This window comes from Streptomyces sp. NPDC058145 (assembly GCF_042884245.1).
Taxonomy (GTDB): domain Bacteria; phylum Actinomycetota; class Actinomycetes; order Streptomycetales; family Streptomycetaceae; genus Streptomyces.
The window spans coordinates 280,396-298,561 of sequence record NZ_JBHVUH010000012.1; the positions used below are offsets into that span (position 1 = coordinate 280,396).

Annotated in this window: 2 protein-coding genes; both read right to left on the reverse strand. The window is 75.7% G+C overall.

The window, feature by feature from the left end; translation table 11 throughout:
- Positions 1–68 precede the first annotated feature (68 nt).
- Complete coding sequence (locus ACFVVO_RS27425; protein WP_390058253.1) at positions 69–1,709, reverse strand: PhpK family radical SAM P-methyltransferase; 1,641 nt, start codon at positions 1,707–1,709, stop codon at positions 69–71.
- A gap of 75 nt (positions 1,710–1,784) precedes the next feature.
- Positions 1,785–18,155: an SDR family NAD(P)-dependent oxidoreductase gene (locus ACFVVO_RS27430; RefSeq protein ID WP_390058254.1), complete on the reverse strand. Its 16,371-nt coding sequence runs from the start codon at positions 18,153–18,155 to the stop codon at positions 1,785–1,787.
- Positions 18,156–18,166: the final 11 nt, after the last annotated feature.

Here is an 18,166-nt window from a genome sequence, read left to right on the forward strand (position 1 = left end):
GGCGACGAGAAGGCCCCCGGCGCACCGCGCCGGGGGCCTTCCGCCGTCCGCCGGCGTCCCGGGCCGCTTCACACGGTGGCGAACCCGAACCGCGACGGCGCCATGTCGACGGCGGCGACGGCCTTGTACAGCTCGTCGTTCAGGGACGTGAGCCGCACGGCGTCCGGCGTCGCCCGGTCCCGCTCCCGCATGATCTCCTGCGAGGCGCGCAGGATCGGCACCAGGTCCTCGACCTTGAGGCCCTTGCCGTCCAGATAGGGCAGCGCCCAGAAGTCGAAGTCGTACAGCGGCAGCCAGACCGATTCGGTGACCTTCTCGAACATCACGTCGCACCAGTTCGCCGCCTCACGGGAGTTCATCGTGTGGTGCGACCAGTTGTAGGCCTCGCCCTCGATGCCGTGCAGCTCCTTGCGCTGGTAGACCGGGGCCTTGGGGTTGCCCCACCACGGCTGCGCCCGCCAGAAGGTCGGGCCGGTCTCGTTGAGGAAGTCGATGGTGTTCTGCACCGTCCGCTCGTTCTCACCGGGGAAGCCGACGATGATCGACGCGAAGGTGGTGATGCCGCGCTGCTTCAGCTGGGCGATGCCGTTGCGGTACTGGGCGTCCTGCGCCAGCTTGTTCATGGCGGCCAGGATGTCCTGGTCGCCGGACTCGATGCCGAGGAAGACCCCCCGGCAGCCGCTCTGCGCGGCCAGGTCGAAGGTCTCCTCGTCGCGGGCGTTCGAACAGCGGAAGTAGGAGTACCAGTTGAGCCCCAGGTCCTCCTCGATCAGCATGCGGCACAGCTCCTTGAACCGCTTGGGCGGGACGTTGAAGGTGTCGTCCACGAACACCAGGTTCTTCACGCCGAGTTCGGCCATCGAGCGCAGCTCGTGCCGGACCGTGTCCACGGACGCCGTGGTCAGCGCGCCCGCGCGCATCGGGTAGTCGCAGAAGCTGCACTTGAACGCGCAGGACCGCGCGGTACGGGTCTGGGCCGTGGTGCCGATCAGCTCCGGGCTGAAGCCGGACCAGTCGATCGCGGCGTGGTCGATGTTGTTGGCCTCCGGCTTCTTGGGCCCGGCGACCCAGCGGCCGGCGTCCGACAGCGTGACCGTGTTCGCGATGCCGTCGAGCGGCGCGCCCCGCCGTACCGCCCGGACCAGCTCGACCAGGGCGCCCTCGCCCTGGGACTCCACGATGTAGCTGTCGGCGCCCATGCCGTGCAGGAGATCCTGGGCCATGCCCTCGACGCCGTCCATGCAGATGTTGTCGACCAGCGGGCCGCCGACGACGATGTGCGCGTCCGGCGCGTACGCCCGCACGAAGTCGATGACGGGCAGCACCGGCATGATGTTGACGTAGAACGTCGTCGTCACCGCCACCACCCGCGGCCCGCGCTCCAGCAGGTCGGCCAGGCGCTCCTGCTCGGCGCTGAACAGCGACACGGCCTCGGCGCTCAGGCCCGCCTTGCGCAGGAAGTTGCTCAGATACAGGCCGGCCAGGTTGTGCACCTCGCCCACGTGGTAGCGGTCGTCGCGTCCGGTGGCCCTGTTGCGCAGCGCGCTGAGCCCGTCCATCCAGGACAGGTGGCGGCCGTCGACCTCCAGGTACTCCTTGCTGTAGATCTGCAGCGTCGGCGAACCGGCGCCACTGCCCTCGCACATGGCGCGGTAGTCCTGGAAGTCGCCCTCGTTGTAGCCGATGACGACGCAGTCGAGTTGTTCCATGGTCAGTTCTGCCTTCCGTGTGTCCCAGCGGAATCGGTGCACGCTCGGCCAGGGCCGTACACGTCCAGTGGTCCTCTAGTCGTCGTCCCGGCCGCCGAGCGCGGCCCGGACCAGGTCGTCGACGCTCAGCGCCATGACGGTCTGCGCCACCTCGGCGTCCGTGTCGTCCTCGCCCGCCGCCTCCTCCGGCTCCGGCGTCAGCCCGAACTCCTCGGCCAGCAGACCGGCCAGCGCACGGGGGTTGGGGTGGTCGAACATCAGGGTCGCGGGCAGCCGGATGCCGGTGGCGGACTGCAGGGCGTTGCGCAGCTCGATGGCGGCCAGGGAGTCCAGGCCCATGTCCGTGAACCCGCGGTCGGGATCGACGTCCCCGGCGTCACCGTGGCGCACGGCGGCGGCCTGGGCGCAGACCAGGTCGACCAGCGTCCGCAGGGCGTCCTCGGCGGGCAGTTCCGCGAGGCGCCGGCGCAGTGCGGCGTCGGCGCCCGGCCGGTGGGCGGTCACCGGTGTGCCGCCGCCCGTGGTGCGTGCCGTGACGCGCCGCGCGGAACCGGAGCGTACGGCGAGGCCGCGCAGCACCGGGGCGAGCAGGGAACCGTCCAGTCCGGCCAGGCGTTCGGTGTCGATGCGCAGCGGCACCAGGGCCGGCTGGTCGAGCGCGACCGCCTCGTCGAACATGGCCAGGCCCTCGGCCTCGGAGAACGGTGGCAGTCCGGCGGTGGCCATCCGCTGCTCGTCGCGTTCGGCCTCGACCGGGTCCGGCAGGCCCGAGGCACGGCCGAGGCCGGTCCGCACGGTCCACAGTCCGAAGGACAGCGAGGTCGCGGCGCGGCCGGTGGCGCGGCGGTGGGCGGCGAGCGCGTCCAGGAAGCGGTTGGCGGCGGCGTAGTTGGCCTGTCCCGCGGCGACGGCGAGCCCCGACACCGAGGAGAAGAGCACGAACGCCGTCAGGTCCAGGTCCCTGGTGAGGGTGTGCAGGTTCCAGCCGCCGGCGGCCTTCGGCCGTACGACGCGGTCGAGTTGGTTCGCGGTGAGGTCGCCGAGGGTGGCGTTGTCCATCACTCCGGCGGCGTGCACCACGCCGCGCAGCGGGCGGTCGGCCGGGATCGCCGCGAGTACGGCGGCCAGCGCGGCCCGGTCGGCGATGTCGCAGGCGGCCACCTCGACGGTGGCGCCCAGCGCGGTCAGCGACTCGGCCAGCTCCAGCGCCCCGGGGGCCGCCGCGCCCCGTCGGCTGACCAGCAGCAGGTGCCTGATCCCGTGGGCCGACACCAGGTGCCGGGCGACGACCGCGCCGAGCCCGCTCGTGCCGCCGGTGACCAGGACCGTGCCGTCCGGGTCCCAGGGTGAGGGCCGTTCGGGGGCCGACGCGGGCACCGGGGCCAGGCGCGGCACCCGGATGTCGGCGCCGCGCACGGCGAGTTCGGCCTCGTCGGCGGCGAGCAGGGCGGCCGGGAACCGGTGGTCGGACAGGTCGGCCAGCACGATCCGGCCTGGGTGCTCGGCCTGCGCGGCGCGGACCAGTCCCCACACCGCCGCGTGCGCCGGGTCGACGGTGTCGGTGTCGACGGCGGACCGGGTGACGACCACCAGCCGGGACTTGGCGAACCGGTCGTCCGCCAGCCAGGCGCGCAACAGGTCCAGCACCGAGTGCAGCAGTGTGCCGGTGGCGGCCGGCATGTCGTCGTCGTGGGCCGGCGGTCCGGCGGGGCACGCGAAGAGCGTCACCGGGGGCACCGGCGTGCCGTCGTCCAGGTGTGCCAGGAGCCCGGGAAGGCCGGTGAAGACGGGGACGTCCGGCAGTTCGAAGGCCACGCCGCCCGGTGGGCGCAGTACGGCCCAGCCGTGGGTGTCCGCGCTCGCGGTGCCGAGCGGCAGCGAGTCCCAGCCCAGCCGGAACATGGTGTCCCGCATACGGGTGCCCGCCAGGGTGGCGGCCGCCGCGGCGACCCGCTCGGGCGTGACGGCCCGGACGACCAGCGACTCCACGGTCGCCACCGGGCGCCCCTCGACGTCCGCCAGTTCCAGCCGTACGGCGTCCGAGCCGGCCTGGGTGCCGGCCCCGGCCCAGTCGATGCGCACCCTGAGCCGGGAGGCGCCACGGGAGTGCACGCTCACCCCGGTCCAGGCGAACGGCAGCATCGTCGCGCCGACGTCCTGCGGCCTGCGGTCGCCGAGGAAGTCGGTGGCGCTGAGCGAGGCGTCCAGCAGCGCGGGGTGGATGCGGTACTCGGCCGCCTCGCCGGCCGCCTCGTCCGGGAGCGCCACCTCGGCGAAGACCTCCCGGCCCCGGCGCCAGATGCCGCGCAGCCCGCGGAACGTGGGGCCGTAGTGGTAGCCCTGGCCGGTCAGGTAGTCGTAGACGTCGGTGATGTCGACCTCCTCGGCGCCCTCCGGCGGCCAGGCGGCCGGCCCGGCGCCGGTGGCCCGCGGCACCGGGTTCCCGGCCGGGTCTTCGGCCGCCGGGGACTCGGCGGAGGCCTCCGGCGCCGGGGACTCGGCGGGCGCCAGTACGCCGGTGGCGTGCCGGGTCCACGGCACGTCCGGCCCGGCGCCCTCCTGTCGGGAGTACACGGCGAAGGAGCGGCGGTCGTGCTCGTCGGCACCGCCGACCACGGCCTGGATCGCGACCGCGCCCCGCGCCGGTACCGGCAGCACGGCCTCGATGGTCAGCTCCTCCACGACCGGGCAGCCGGCTTCCTCCCCGGCGCGCACCGCGAGTTCCACGTAGGCGGTGCCCGGGAGCATCACGGTGCCGAGCACGTCGTGGTCGGCCAGCCAGGGCTGCGCCGCGTGCGACAGCCGGCCGGTCAGGGTGACTCCCCCGGTCTCCGGCGCGGCGACCACCGCGGTGAGCAGCCGGTGCGCGGTGTCGTCCTGGCCGTGCGCGGCCGCGCCCGTGAGGGCCGGTTCCGGGTCGAACCAGAACCTGCGGGCCTCGAACGCGTAGGTGGGCAGGTCGACCCGGCGCGCGCCGGTGCCGGCCAGGACGGCCCGCCAGTCGATCGCGGCGCCGTCGGTGTGCAGCAGCGCCAGGCTCTCGGTCAGGGTGCGCGTCTCGTCGGCGCCCTTGCGGGCGGCGGCCACCGCGAGCGGGCGCCGGCCGTCCAGGGTGGCCGCGGTCAGCGGGGCGAGCACCGCGTCGGGTCCCAACTCCAGGAAGCGTACGGCTCCTTGCCCGGCCATCTCGCGTACGGCGTCGGCGAAGCGGACGGTGTCCCGGACCTGCCGCACCCAGTAGTCCGGCGAGGTGAGTTCGCCGGGGGCGGCGAGCCGGCCGGTGACGGTCGACACGAGCGGCAGTAGCGGCTCCGCGAGGTCGACGCCCTTCGCCACGGCCCGGAACTCGTCCAGCATCGGTTCCATGAGCGGCGAGTGGAAGGCGTGCGAGACGTTCAGCCGCGTGGCCTTCGGGAAGCGGGCGGCGAGGGCCAGCACTTCGGCCTCGGTGCCGGAGACCACCGTCGCGGTGGGGCTGTTGACGGCGGCGACGCAGACGCCCGGGGTGAGGTGCGGGCGGACGTCCTCCTCGGCGGCCCGGATCGCGGCCATGGTGCCGCCCGGCGGCAGCGCCTGCATCAGCCGGCCGCGCGCGGCGACCAGACGGCAGGCGTCGGGCAGCGACAGCACACCGGCGACATGCGCCGCCGCCAGTTCACCGACCGAGTGCCCGGCGATCATCGCGGGCCGGACGCCCCAGGACTCCAGCAGCCGGTACAGGGCGACTTCGTGGGCGAACAGGGCGGTCTGCGTGTACACGGTCCGGTTCAGTTCGGTGGCGTCCGGGGCCGCGACGACGTCCCGCAGCGGACGGTCCAGCAGGGGGTCCAGCAGTTCGCTCACCTCCGCGAGGGCGGCGGCGAACACCGGGTGCGAGGCGGCCAGTTCGCGTCCCATGCCGGGGCGTTGGCAGCCCTGGCCGGAGAAGAGGAAGGCCGTCAGGCCGTCGGTGTCCGCGACCCGGCGGTGGACCGGCACGGCCGGGTCCGCGGTGCCCCCGGCCGCGAGGGCGGTGAGGGCGCGCAGGGCCTCGTCGCGGTCGGCCGCGAAGATCGCGGCGCGGTGCCCGAGCGCGGCGCGCGTCGTGGCCAGCGCGTGACCGACGTCGTCCGTCCGCAGCGCCGGGTCGGCGGCGAGCAGGGCCCGCAACCGCTCGGCCTGGGCGTCCAGTTGACCTGCGCAGGCGGCGGACAGCAGCAGAGGCACCGGAGTCGGCGCGGTCCGCTCGGCGGTCCGCACGGGGCCTTCGGGCGCTTCTTCCAGGATCACGTGCGCGTTGGTGCCGCTGAGCCCGAACGAGGAGACCGCGGCCCGGCGCGGCCCGGCCGCCTCCCAGGTCCGTGCCGTGGTGAGCAGGCGGACGTCGCCCTCGGTCCAGTCCACCTGGCGGCTGGGCTCGTCGGCGTGCAGGGTTTTGGGCAGTTCGCGGTGGCGCAGCGCCATCACCATCTTGATGACGCCACTGACGCCGGCGGCCGCCTGCGCGTGGCCGATGTTGGACTTGACCGAGCCGAGCCACAGTGGCCGTCCCGGTGTACGGTCCTGGCCGTAGGTGGCGAGCAGCGCCTGCGCCTCGATCGGGTCGCCGAGCCGCGTACCGGTGCCGTGCCCTTCGACCACGTCGACGTCGCGCGGGGCGAGACCCGCCGCCGAGAGCGCGGCCCGGATCACCCGCTGCTGCGCCGGACCGTTGGGCGCGGTAAGCCCGTTGGAGGCGCCGTCCTGGTTGACCGCCGAGCCCCGTACGACCGCGAGCACCCGATGCCCGTTGGCCCGCGCGTCGGACAACCGCTCCAGCACCAGCAGGCCCACACCCTCGCTCCAGCCGGTGCCGTCGGCCGAGTCGGAGAAGGCCCGGCACCGGCCGTCCGGGGACAGGCCCCGCTGCCGGCTGAAGTCGACGAAGATCTCGGGGGTCGGCATCACGGTGACGCCGCCGGCCACCGCGAGGGTGGTCTCCCCGGCGCGCAGCGCCTGGACGGCGGTGTGCAGGGCGACCAGGGAGGACGAGCACGCCGTGTCCACGGTGACGGCGGGGCCCTCCAGACCGAGGCAGTACGAGACGCGTCCGGAGGCGATGCTGCCCGCGCTGCCGTTGCCGAGGTAACCGGCCAGGTCGTCGGGGGCGGTGCCGGGGCGGCGGCCGTACTCGGCGTACATGATGCCGACGTACACGCCGGTGCGGCTGCCGCGGAGCGTGTGCGGGTCGATGCCGGCGTCCTCGAAGGCCTCCCAGGTGGTCTCCAGGAGCAGGCGCTGCTGCGGGTCCATGGCGACGGCCTCGCGCGGCATGATGCCGAAGAACTCCGGGTCGAAGTCGGCGGCGTCGTACAGGAACCCGCCTCGCCGCACATAGGTCCGGCCGGGAACGCCCGGCTCGGGGTCGTAGATCGCCTCGGTGTCCCAGCCCCGGTCCGCCGGGAAGTCGCCGGTCGCGTCGCGTCCCTCGGTGACGAGCCGCCACAGGTCCTCCGCGCCCCGTACGTCACCGGGGAAGCGGCAGCCGATGCCGACGATCGCGATCGGGTCGTCGGTGTGCTCCGGGCGCTGCTCGGAGCGTGGGGCGCCGGCGTCCATGTCGGGGACGGACGTCGTGGCGGTGGTCTCCGTCGTAGTGGACTCAGCGGCCAGGGACGGTTGTCGCGTGGCCGTGAGGCGTTCGTCGAGGACCGTGGCGACGGCCCGGACGGTCGGGTGGTCGAAGACCAGGGTCGCCGGCAGCCGGGTACCGGTCGCCATGCCGAGCGCGTTGCGCAGTTCGACCGCCGCCAGGGAGTCCACGCCGAGGTCGCGCAGCGGGCGGTCCGGATCGATCCCGTCCGCGTCCGTGTGGCCGAGGACGGCGGCCAGGGTGCCGCGCACCTCCTCCAGGAGCGCGCGCCGCCGTTCGAAGCCGGCGAGCCCGGCGAACCGTGCGGCACCGGCCGGCTGCCGGGAGGCAGCCTTGCGGCGCGGTACCAGGGCGCGGAGCACCGCCGGGAGCCGGTCGCCGCGCGCGGCGAGGGCGTGGCGGTCGGTGCGGAGCACGGTGACGTGGGGCTCGCCGAGGCCGAGGGCGGCGTCGAAGAGGGCGCGGGCGTCGTCCGGGTCGAGCGCGGGCAGCCCGAGCCGCGCCATGCGCTCCAGGTCGGCGTCGGTGACCGCACCGAGCCCGGTGTCGGCGGCCCACATGCCGTAGCCGAGCGACAGCGCGGGCAGGCCCGCGGAGCGGCGGTGGGCGGCGAGGGCGTCGAGGAAGACGTTGGCCGCCGCGTAGTTGCCCTGACCGGCGGCCAGCGCGGTGCCGCCCGCCGAGGAGAGCAGCACGAACGCCTTCAGGTCCAGGTCCCGGGTCAGTTCGTGCAGATGCCAGGCGCCCTCGGTCTTCGGCCGCAGTACCGCCGTGAGGCGCTCCTCGGTGAGGTCGGTGGTCAGCGCGTGGTCGGCGACGCCGGCGGCGTGGATCACCGCGGTGAGCGGCCGCTCCGGCGGGATCGCGGCGAGCACCGCGGCGAGCCGCGCCCGGTCGGTGACGTCGCACGCGGCCACGGTGATGTCCGCGCCGAGCGCGGCGAGTTCCTCCCGCAGCCCGGCGGCGCCGGGCGTACCGGGCCCACGGCGGCCGGTGAGGACCAGATGCCGGACGCCGTGGCGGCGGACCAGGTGCCGGGCGAGGAGACCGCCGATGCCGCCGAGCCCACCGGTGATCAGGACCGTGCCCCGCCAGGCGCCGGCGCGGTCCTCGGCCGGGGCGGGCGGCGCCACCGGAACGAGGCGGGGAACGAGGACGGCTCCTTCGCGGACCGCGTTCTCCGGCTCGCCGAGCGCCAGCACCGACGGGTCGAAGGCGGCGTCCGGGCCCGTGTCCGGGCCGGTGTCCGCGTCGACGTCGACATCGACATCGACGAGCACGATGCGGCCGGGGTGCTCGGCCTGCGCGGCGCGCACGAGGCCCCAGACCGGGGCCTGGGTGACGTCGATCGGGTCGCCGGGCCGGGCCGCGACCGCGCGCACCGTGCGCACCACGAGCAGCGTGTCGCCGGTGGTGTCGTCGGCGAGCCAGGAACGCAGCCGGGCCAGGGTACGGGCGGCGACCGTCGCCGCGGCCTCCGGTACGGAAGCGTCGCCGGGCGCGGCGGTGACGGTCCACACCTCGTGGCGCGGGACCGTGCCCCCCGGGCCCTCGGCCGGGAGCCAGTCGAGGCGGTGCGGCGAGCCGCCGGTGCGCGGCGCCAACTGTTCGGGGCGCACGGCACGGCTGGTCAGCGAACGGATGCGCAGCACCGGGGTGCCGTCGGCGTCGGTGGCGGCGATCTCCGTCTCCTCCTCGCCACGCAGCCGGCGCAGCAGCACGCGCAGAGCGCCGCGCCCGGCGGATTCGAGGGTGACCCCGTTCCAGGAGAACGGCAGGAGGGTCGCGCCGTCCCCGCCGTCGGCGACCAGGTCGGCGTGCATCGCGGCGTCGAGCAGCGCGGGGTGCAGCCGGTACGCGGCGGCCTCGGCCGCGGCCTCGGCGGGCAGCTCGACCTCGGCGAAGACGTCGTCGCCGGAGCGCCAGGCGCGGCGCAGGCCCTGGAACGCGGGCCCGTAGTCGTAACCCCGGCCGAGGAGGCGGTCGTAGGCGTCGGCGACCGGCAGCTCGACGGCGTTCGGCGGCGGCCAGGCGGCGAGGGCGGCGAACGCCTCGTGCGCGTCGTCCGCCTCGTCGCGGGCCGTGAGGACGCCGGTGGCGTGGCGGACCCAGGTACCGGCACCGGGGCCCTCGGCGCGGGAGTGCACGGCGACGGTGCGCGATCCGTCGTCCCCGGCGGCACCGACGCTCACCCGCAGCAGCACGCCGGACGGCAGTGGCGCACCGGACGGCAGCGGCAGCGGCCGTTCCAGCGTCAGCTCCTCGATCCGCTCGCAGCCGACGTACTCACCGGCCCGGAGCGCGAGTTCGACGAAGCCCGTGCCCGGGAGCAGGACGCCCCCGAGCACGTCGTGGCCGGCGATCCAGGACGGGTCGGTGGCCGACAGCCGGCCGGTGAACACCACGGTGTCCGGTTCCGGTACGACTATGGCGGCGGCCAGCATCGGGTGGCCGACGGCGTCCTGGCCCGCCGCGCCGGGGTCGCCCAGGGGCCGGGCCGGGTCGAGCCAGTAGCGGCGGCGCTGGAACGCGTAGGTCGGCAGGGACAGTCGGCTCGGCCTACGGCCCTCGAAGAACGCGGCCCAGTCGACCCGGCCGCCACGTGCGTGCACCCGGCCGAGCCCGGCGACGATCGACTCCTCCTCGCCGGTGGCCCGGCGCATGGTGGGGGCGAACGCGATGTCGTGCCCGCCGGCGCTCTCCGGGCCGGCCGCGCTCAGCACCGTGTCGGGCCCGAGTTCCAGCGCGGTGACGGTGCCCCGCTCGGCCAGTGTCCCGACCCCGTCGGCGAACCGGACCGTCTCCCGCACCTGGCGCACCCAGTAGCCCGGCGTGCACAGCTCGGCCGGGTCCGCCGACTCGCCGGTCACGGAGGAGATCAGGGCGAGCTCGGGGGTGGCGTACGTCAGGGTGCCGGCGACCTCGCCGAAGGCCTCCAGCATCGGCTCCATCAGGGGCGAGTGGAAGGCGTGGCTGACCCGCAGCTCGGTCGTCGCGACACCCAGGGCGGCGAACTCCTTCGCGATACGCCGTACTTCGGCCGCGTCGCCGGAGATCACGGTCGACGCGGGGCCGTTGACCGCCGCGATGCCCACGTTCCCGGTGAGTCTGGCCGCCACCTCCGCCTCGGTCGCCCGTACGGCGGCCATCGCCCCGCCCGCCGGGAGCGCCTGCATGAGGCGGCCCCGCGCGGCGACCAGCTTCGCCGCGTCGTCGAGCGACCAGACGCCGGCCACGTGGGCCGCGGTGAGTTCGCCGATCGAGTGGCCGAGCAGGTGGTCGGGGCGCACCCCCCAGGAGGTCAGCAGCCGGAACAGTGCCGTCTCGACGGCGAACAGGGCCGGCTGGGCGTACTCGGTGCGTTGGAGCAGGGCCGGGTCGGCGCCCCACATGACGTCGCGCAGCGGTCGCGAGAGGTGCCGGTCCAGGGCGGCCACCGCCTCGTCGAAGGCCTCGGCGAAGACGGGGAACGCGGCGTGCGCCTCGCGGCCCATGCCCGGGCGCTGCGCACCCTGGCCGGTGAACAGGAAGGCCAGTTTGCCGTCGCGGACGGTGTCGGTGAGCGGCAGGGCCGTCAGACCGCGGATCAGCGTCTCCCGGCCCGTGCCGAGGACGACGGCGCGGTGTTCGAGGGCCGCGCGGCCGGTGGCCAGTGTGGCACCGGCGTCGAGGAGGTCGGTGAGGTCCGGCTCCGTCGCCGCCGCGAACTCGGCGAGTCTGCCGACCTGTTCGCGCAGCGCCTCGACGGAACGGCCGGAGACCACCCAGGGCACGACGGTGCGGTGCGTGGCCGGTGCCGCTCCGGTGCCCGGATTCTCCGGGGCGTCCGCGGGCCCGGCCTGTTCCAGGATCACATGGGCGTTGGTGCCGCTGATGCCGAACGAGGACACCGCGGCCCGCCGGGGCCCGCCACGGCCCGGCCAGGACCTGGACTCCGTGAGCAGTTCCACCGCGCCCCGCGACCAGTCGACCTGGTCGGAACGGGCACCGGAGTGCAGCGACTTGGGCAGCACCCCGTGCTCCATCGCCAGCACCGTCTTGATGATCCCGGCGACGCCGGCGGCCGCCTGCGCGTGGCCGATGTTGGACTTGACCGAGCCGAGCCAGAGCGGGTCCCCGGGCTCGCGGTCCCGGCCGTAGGTGGCGAGCAGCGCCTGCGCCTCGATCGGGTCGCCGAGCCGCGTACCGGTGCCGTGCCCTTCGACCACGTCGACATCGCGCGGGGCGAGACCCGCCGCCGAGAGCGCGGCCCGGATCACCCGCTGCTGCGCCGGACCGTTGGGCGCGGTAAGCCCGTTGGAGGCGCCGTCCTGGTTGACCGCCGAGCCCCGTACGACCGCGAGCACCCGATGCCCGTTGGCCCGCGCGTCGGACAACCGCTCCAGCAGCAGCAGGCCCACGCCCTCGCTCCAGCCGGTGCCGTCGGCGCCCGCGCCGAACGACTTGCAGCGGCCGTCCGGGGCCTGCCCGCCCTGGCGGCTCATGTCGACGAAGGTGTCGGCGGTCGACATCACCGTGACGCCGCCGGCGAGCGCGAGACCGCACTCGCCGCCGCGCAGCGCCTGCGCCGCCAGGTGCACCGCGACCAGCGAGGAGGAGCAGGCGGTGTCCACCGTCAGGGCCGGGCCCTCCAGGCCGAGGGCGTAGGCCACGCGTCCGGAGACGACGCTCGCCAGGCCGCCGTTGCCGAGGTATCCGGCGATCTCCTCGGGCATCGGCCCGAGGCGCAGGCCCCAGTCGTGGTACATCACGCCCGCGTAGACGCCGGTGTCGCTGCCGCGCAGCGCGTGCGGGTCGATGCCCGCGCGTTCCAGTGTCTCCCAGGCGACCTCCAGCAGCAGCCGCTGCTGGGGGTCCATCGCCCGGGCCTCCCGGGGGCTGATCCCGAAGAAGTCGGCGTCGAACTCGGCGGCGTCGTAAAGGAATCCGCCCTCGCGGGTGACGCTCGTTCCCGCGCGTGTGCCGTCCGGGTCGTACAGGTCGGCCGGCCAGCCGCGGTCGGTGGGGAACGGCCCGATGGCGTCGGTCCCGTCGGCGAGCAGCCGCCACAGGTCCTCGGGGGAGCCGACGGACCCCGGATAACGGCAGGCCATGCCGACGATGGCGATCGGCTCGTCCGGCGTCGCTGCCGGGCCGGCGGGACGCGCCGGCGCCGAGGCGGCCGCCTGCTCACCGGCGAGGCCCGTGAACGACTCCTCGAGGTGGCGGGCCAGCGCGTCGGGGGTCGGGAAGTCGAAGACGAGGGTGGCGGGCAGGGACAGGCCCGTCGCCGCCCCCAGCCGGCTGCGCAGTTCCACGGCCGACAGCGAGTCGAAGCCCAGGTCGGTGAAGGCCCGGGTGCGGCCGACGGCCTCCGCGTCCTGGTGGCCGAGGACGGTGGCCGCGTGCCCGCGTACCAGGTCGAGCAGTCGCTCGGCACGCTCGGCGGCGGGCAGTGCGGCGAGCGCGCCGGCGGCCGAAGCGGCGGACGGTACGGCGCCCACGGGGGCGGTGCGCGCGGGCGCGGCGACCAGCTTCCGCAGCAGCGGGGGTACACCTCCGGTGCGGTCGCGCAGGGCGCGGGTGTCGATCCGCACCGGTACCGCTGCGGGCGGCGCGCCGAGCAGGGCCAGGTCAAGCAGGCCGAGGTTCTCGGCGGCGTCGAGCGGGGCGAGACCGGAGCGGTGGATACGGGCCAGCGCGGCGGCGTCGAGTCCGGCGCCCATGCCGGTACCGGTCCACAGTCCCCAGGCCAGGGAGACGGCGGGCAGTCCGGCGGCCCGCCGGTGGCCGGCGAGCGCGTCCAGGTAGCCGTTGGCCGCGGCGTATCCGGCCTGTCCGGGTGCGTCGTAGAGCGCGGCGGTGGAGGAGAAGAGCACGAACGCGGCCAGGTCCGTGTCGCGGGTCAGTTCGTGCAGATGCCAGGCGGCGTCGGCCTTGGGCCGCAGCACGGTGTCAAGGCGCCCGGCGGTCAGGTCCGTGACCAGGCAGTCGTCGATGACGCCCGCGGCGTGGAAGACCGCGGTGAGCGGCCGGTCGGCGGGTATGTCCGCGAGCAGCGCGGCCACCTGCCGGGCGTCGGCCAGGTCGCAGGCGGCGAGCGTGACGTCCGCGCCGAGCGCGGCGAGTTCGGCCGACAGGGCCCGGGCGCCCGGTGCGTGCGGGCCGCCCCGGCTGACCAGCAACAGGTGCCGGGTCCCGTGGGCGCTCGCCAGGTGCCGGGCGACATGCGCGCCGACCCCGCCGGTGCCGCCGGTGATCAGGACCGTGCCGTCCGGATCGAGGGGACGCGGGTCACCGGGGGCGGCGGAAGGCACGGGGGCGAGGCCGGGCACCAGGACCCGGCCGGACCGGACGGCCACCTCGGACTCGCCACCCGCGACCGCGGCGGCCAACAGCCGTGTCGCGTCGGGGGATTCGTCCAGGTCCGCGAGGACGAGCCGGCCGGGCCGCTCGGCCTGCGCGGAGCGCACAAGACCCCACACGGCGGCCTGGGCCGGGTCGGAGACGTCGCCCTCGGCGGCCGCGACCGCGCCGCGGGTCGCCACCACCAGGACCGTGTCGGCATCGGCCGGGTCCGTGAGATGGGCCCGCACGGCGTCGAGGACGCGGCCGGTGACGGCCCGTACGGCGGCCGGGCCCGCGTCCCCGGCCGGTTCCACGGTCAGCACGACGGCTCCGGGCCGCCCCGGGGCGCCGGTGTCCCCGGCGGCGGGCAGCTCGCGCTCGGCGGGCCGTACGGGTACGGCCGTCCACTCCACCCGGTACAGCGGGCCACGGGCGGCGGCCTTCGCGGCCCTGAGCTGCTCCTGGGAGACCTCGCGCACCCGGTAGGACGAGATCGTCGCGACCGGCGTACCGGCCGGGTCCCACAGGGAGAGCGCGGCCCGGTCGTCGGACTCGGCCACGACGCGCACGCGGGCCGCCGTCGCCCCGGTCGCCGCCGCACGGGCGCCGCTCCAGGCGAACGGGAGCCGCAGCCGGCCGTCGGGGCCGCTCCCCCAGGCGAAGTCCGTGGCGTGCAGCGCCGCGTCGAGCAGGGCCGGATGCGGTGCGCAGCCCGGGGCTTCGGCGCCCTCGGGGAGGGCGACCTCGGCGAACACCTCGGCACCGCGCCGCCACACGGCACGCAGCCCCCGGAACGCGGGTCCGTACTGGTAGCCCTGCTCGGCGAGCCGGCCGTAGAGAGCCGAGATGTCGACCGGGGTCGCGTCCTTCGGCGGCCACTGGGCCGGGGCGGGCTCGGGCAGCGGCTCGGCGGACGTCCGCAGGGTGCCGTCGGCGTTGCGCAGCCAGGGCGCCCCGGCGGGTGCGTCCTCGGGCCGTGAGTACACCCGCACGGAGCGCCGGCCGCTCTCGTCGAGCGGTCCCACGCGGACCTGGAGGGTGACGGTGCCGGTGGCCGGGACGGTCAGCGGCGCCTCCATCGCGAGGTCCTCGACGACGGGGCAGCCCGTCTCCGCCCCGGCCCGCAGGGCGAGTTCCAGGTAGGCGGTGCCCGGGAGCAGGGCCAGGCCGTCGATCGTGTGGTCGGCCAGCCAGGGCAGCGCGGACAGCGAGAGACGGCCGGTCAGCACCGTCTCGTCGGCGCCGGCGGTCCGGATGGCGGCGCCCAGCATCGGGTGGTCGACCGTGCTCTGGCCGAGCGCCTCGGCGTCCGCGCCGGGCCGCCTCGGCGCGAGCCAGAACCGGCGCCGCTGGAAGGGGTACGGCGGCAGCGTGACGCGGCGCGGACCGCGGTCGGCGAAGTGGGCGGACCAGTCGGCGTCGGCGCCCCGGGCGACAGCGGTGGCGAGGGCCTCCGTCACGGTGCGCCGCTCGTCGTGGCCGGCGCGCAGCAGCGGGGCGAAGGCGAGCGGCGCGGGGTCCGCCACGCAGGCCGGGCCCATCGCCGACAGGACGGCGTCGGGGCCCAGTTCCAGGAAGGTGGCGACACCCTGTCCGGCGAGGGTGCGCACGGCGTCGCGGAAGCGCACGGGACTGCTGATGTGCCGTACCCAGTAGTCGGGTTCGGAGAGTTCCGCGGCGGTCGCGGGGAGGCCCGTCACGGTGGACACGATGGGAATGCGGGCGGGTCGGAAGTCGACGACGCGGGCGGTGCGCCGGAACTCCGCCAGCACCGGTGTCATGAGCGGCGAGTGGAACGCGTGCGAAACGCGTAGCGGTTTCACCCGCCGGCCGAGGGCGGTCAAGTGGTCGCCGATCCGCGCGACTTCGGTCTCGGCGCCGGACACGACCAGGGCGCGGTCGCCGTTGACGGCGGCGATGCCGGTCAGTTCGCCGAGCAGGGGCAGGACTTCGTCCTCGGTGGCCTCCACGGCGGTCATGGCACCGCCCGCCGGGAGGTCCCGCATGAGGCGGCCGCGGGCGGCGACCAGGAGGGCCGCGTCGGGCAGGGACAGGACCCCTGCGGCATGGGCGGCGGCGAACTCGCCGACCGAGTGTCCGGCCAGGGCGTCGGGCCGCGGTCCCCACGACTCCAGCAGCCGGAACAGCGCGACCTCGAGCGCGAACAGCGCCGGCTGGGCGTAGTCGGTACGGTCGATCAGCGCGGCCGCGGCGGACCCGGGCCCGGCGAACAGGACGTCGGTGAGCGGCCGTTCCAGTTGCAGGCCCAGTTCGGCGGCCGCCTCGTCAAGCGCCTCGGCGTACACCGGATAACGCCGGTACAGCGCGCGTCCGGCCTCGGCACGCTGGCTGCCCTGGCCGGTGAACAGGAAGGCGAGGGCGCCCTGCGTGGCGGTGCCGGTGAAGACCTGCGGGGCCGGCTGCCCGGCCGCGACGGCACGCAGTCCGCGTTCGAGTTCCGTCCGGTCGGCGGCGACCACCACGGCGCGATCGGCCAGCGTGGCACGGGTGGTGGCCAGCGAGAAGGCGAGGTCGGCGGGGTCCGCGGCGATCCCGGCGAGCTGCTCAGCCCGCGCCCGCAGGGCGGCCGCGCCACGCGCGGACACCACGACGGGGACCGCGTCCCCGGCTGGGTCGGCCGACTGGGCGGCGGGGGCGGCGGCTGACGGCTCGGCCGGCTCGTCGGCGGGGGGCGCGGGTGACGGCTCGGCCGGCTCGTCGGCCGAGGTTACGGCTGACGGCTCGGCGGCGACGGTGGCGGTGGCGGTGGCGGTGGTGGCGGCATCCCGGGTGAACTCGGGGTCCGCTCCCGGCCCGTCGTCCGCCGGTGCCTCCTCCGGGGCCTCCTCCAGGATGAGGTGGGCGTTCGTGCCGCTGACGCCGAAGGCCGAGACGCCGGCCCGGCGGGGGCGGTCGCCGCGTGGCCAGGACACCGGTTCGGTCAGCAGTCGTACCGCACCGGCCGACCAGTCAACGTGTCCCGAGGGCGCGTCGATGTGCAGGGAGCGCGGCAGCCGGCCGTGCCGCATGGCCATGACCATCTTGATGACGCTCGCGGCGCCGGCCGCTGCCTGGGTGTGCCCGAGGTTGGACTTGACGGAGCCGAGCCACAGCGGCTCGTCCGCCGGCCGGTCCTGCCCGTAGGTGGCGAGGATCGCGCCGGCCTCGATCGGATCGCCCAGCCGGGTTCCCGTGCCGTGGGCGTCCAGCGCGTCCACGTCGGCGGGGGCCAGACCGGCGTCGGCCAGCGCCTGGTGGATCAGTCGTCGCTGGGCCGGGCCGCTGGGGGCCGTCAGCCCGTTCGAGGCACCGTCCTGGTTCACCGCGGTACCGCGCACCAGCGCCAGCACCCGGTGTCCGCGCCGGCGGGCCTCGGAGAGCCGTTCCATGACGAACAGGGCGACGCCCTCGGAGAAGCCGGTGCCGTCCGCCGCGTCCGCGAAGGCCTTCACCCTGCCGTCCGCGGCGAGGCCGCGCGCCCGGCTGAACGCCGTGAAGACGCCGGGGCTGCCCATGACGGCGACCCCGCCGGCCAGGGCGAGGGAGCACTCCCCGCGCCGCAGGGCCTGTACCGCGAGGTGCAGCGCGACGGCCGATCCGGAGCAGGCGGTGTCGAGGGTGACGGCCGGTCCCTCCAGGCCGAGTGTGTAGGCGACGCGCCCGGTGATGACGCTCGGCGCGTTGCCGGTCAGCAGATGACCGGCCAGGCCCTCGGGCGCGTCCACGGTGTGCACGCCGTACTCGTGCGACTCGGCGCCCACGTAGACGCCGGTGTCGCTGCCGCGCAGGGACAGCGGGTCGATGCCGGAGTCCTCCAGCGCGTGCCAGGCCGTCTCCAGGACCAGCCGCTGCTGGGGGTCCATGGCGACGGATTCGCGCGGGCCGATGCCGAAGAACTCCGGGTCGAACAGGGTGGCGGTGTCGAGGAAGCCGCCGCGGTCCACATAGCTGGTTCCGGTGCGGTCCGGGTCGGGGTCGAAGAACCCGTCCAGGGCCCAGTCGCGGTCGGCCGGGAACGGGCCGAGGACGTCCCGGCCACCGTCCACGAGCGTCCAGAGGTCCTCGGGGCCGGTGACGCCGCCAGGGAAGCGGCAGCCGATGCCGACGATGGCGATCGGGTCGCCGGGGTCGCCGGCGGCCGTCCCCGGGCCGGCCGTGTCCGGGCGGTGCGCGGGTGCCGGGGCGAGGCCGAGCAGCTCGGCGCGCAGGTACTCGGCCAGCAGGACCGGGGTCGGGTGGTCGAAGGCCACGGTGGGCGGGATCGGCAGCCCGGTGGCGGCGCTGAGCCGTTCCTGCAGATCGACCAGGGCCAGTGAGTCGAGGCCCTGCTCGCGGAAGGGGAGGTCCGCGTCCGCCGCGGGGTCCTCGCGGCCGGGCTGCCCGGGAGCGATCCGGCGCAGCGCGGCGACACTGACCTCACGCACCAGTTCGACCAGCCGGCGCTGCTGCTCCGGAGCGGTGAGCCCGGTCAGGTCGGCGAGGTTCTCAGGCAGCTTCGGCCCACTCATCGGCATGCTTC

What these genes read in the sequence shown, in the direction of transcription:
- ACFVVO_RS27425 (WP_390058253.1), bottom strand. Translation starts at nt 1,709, where the DNA reads ATGGAACAACTCGACTGCGTCGTCATCGGCTACAACGAGGGCGACTTC.
- ACFVVO_RS27430 (WP_390058254.1), bottom strand. Translation starts at nt 18,155, where the DNA reads ATGAGTGGGCCGAAGCTGCCTGAGAACCTCGCCGACCTGACCGGGCTC.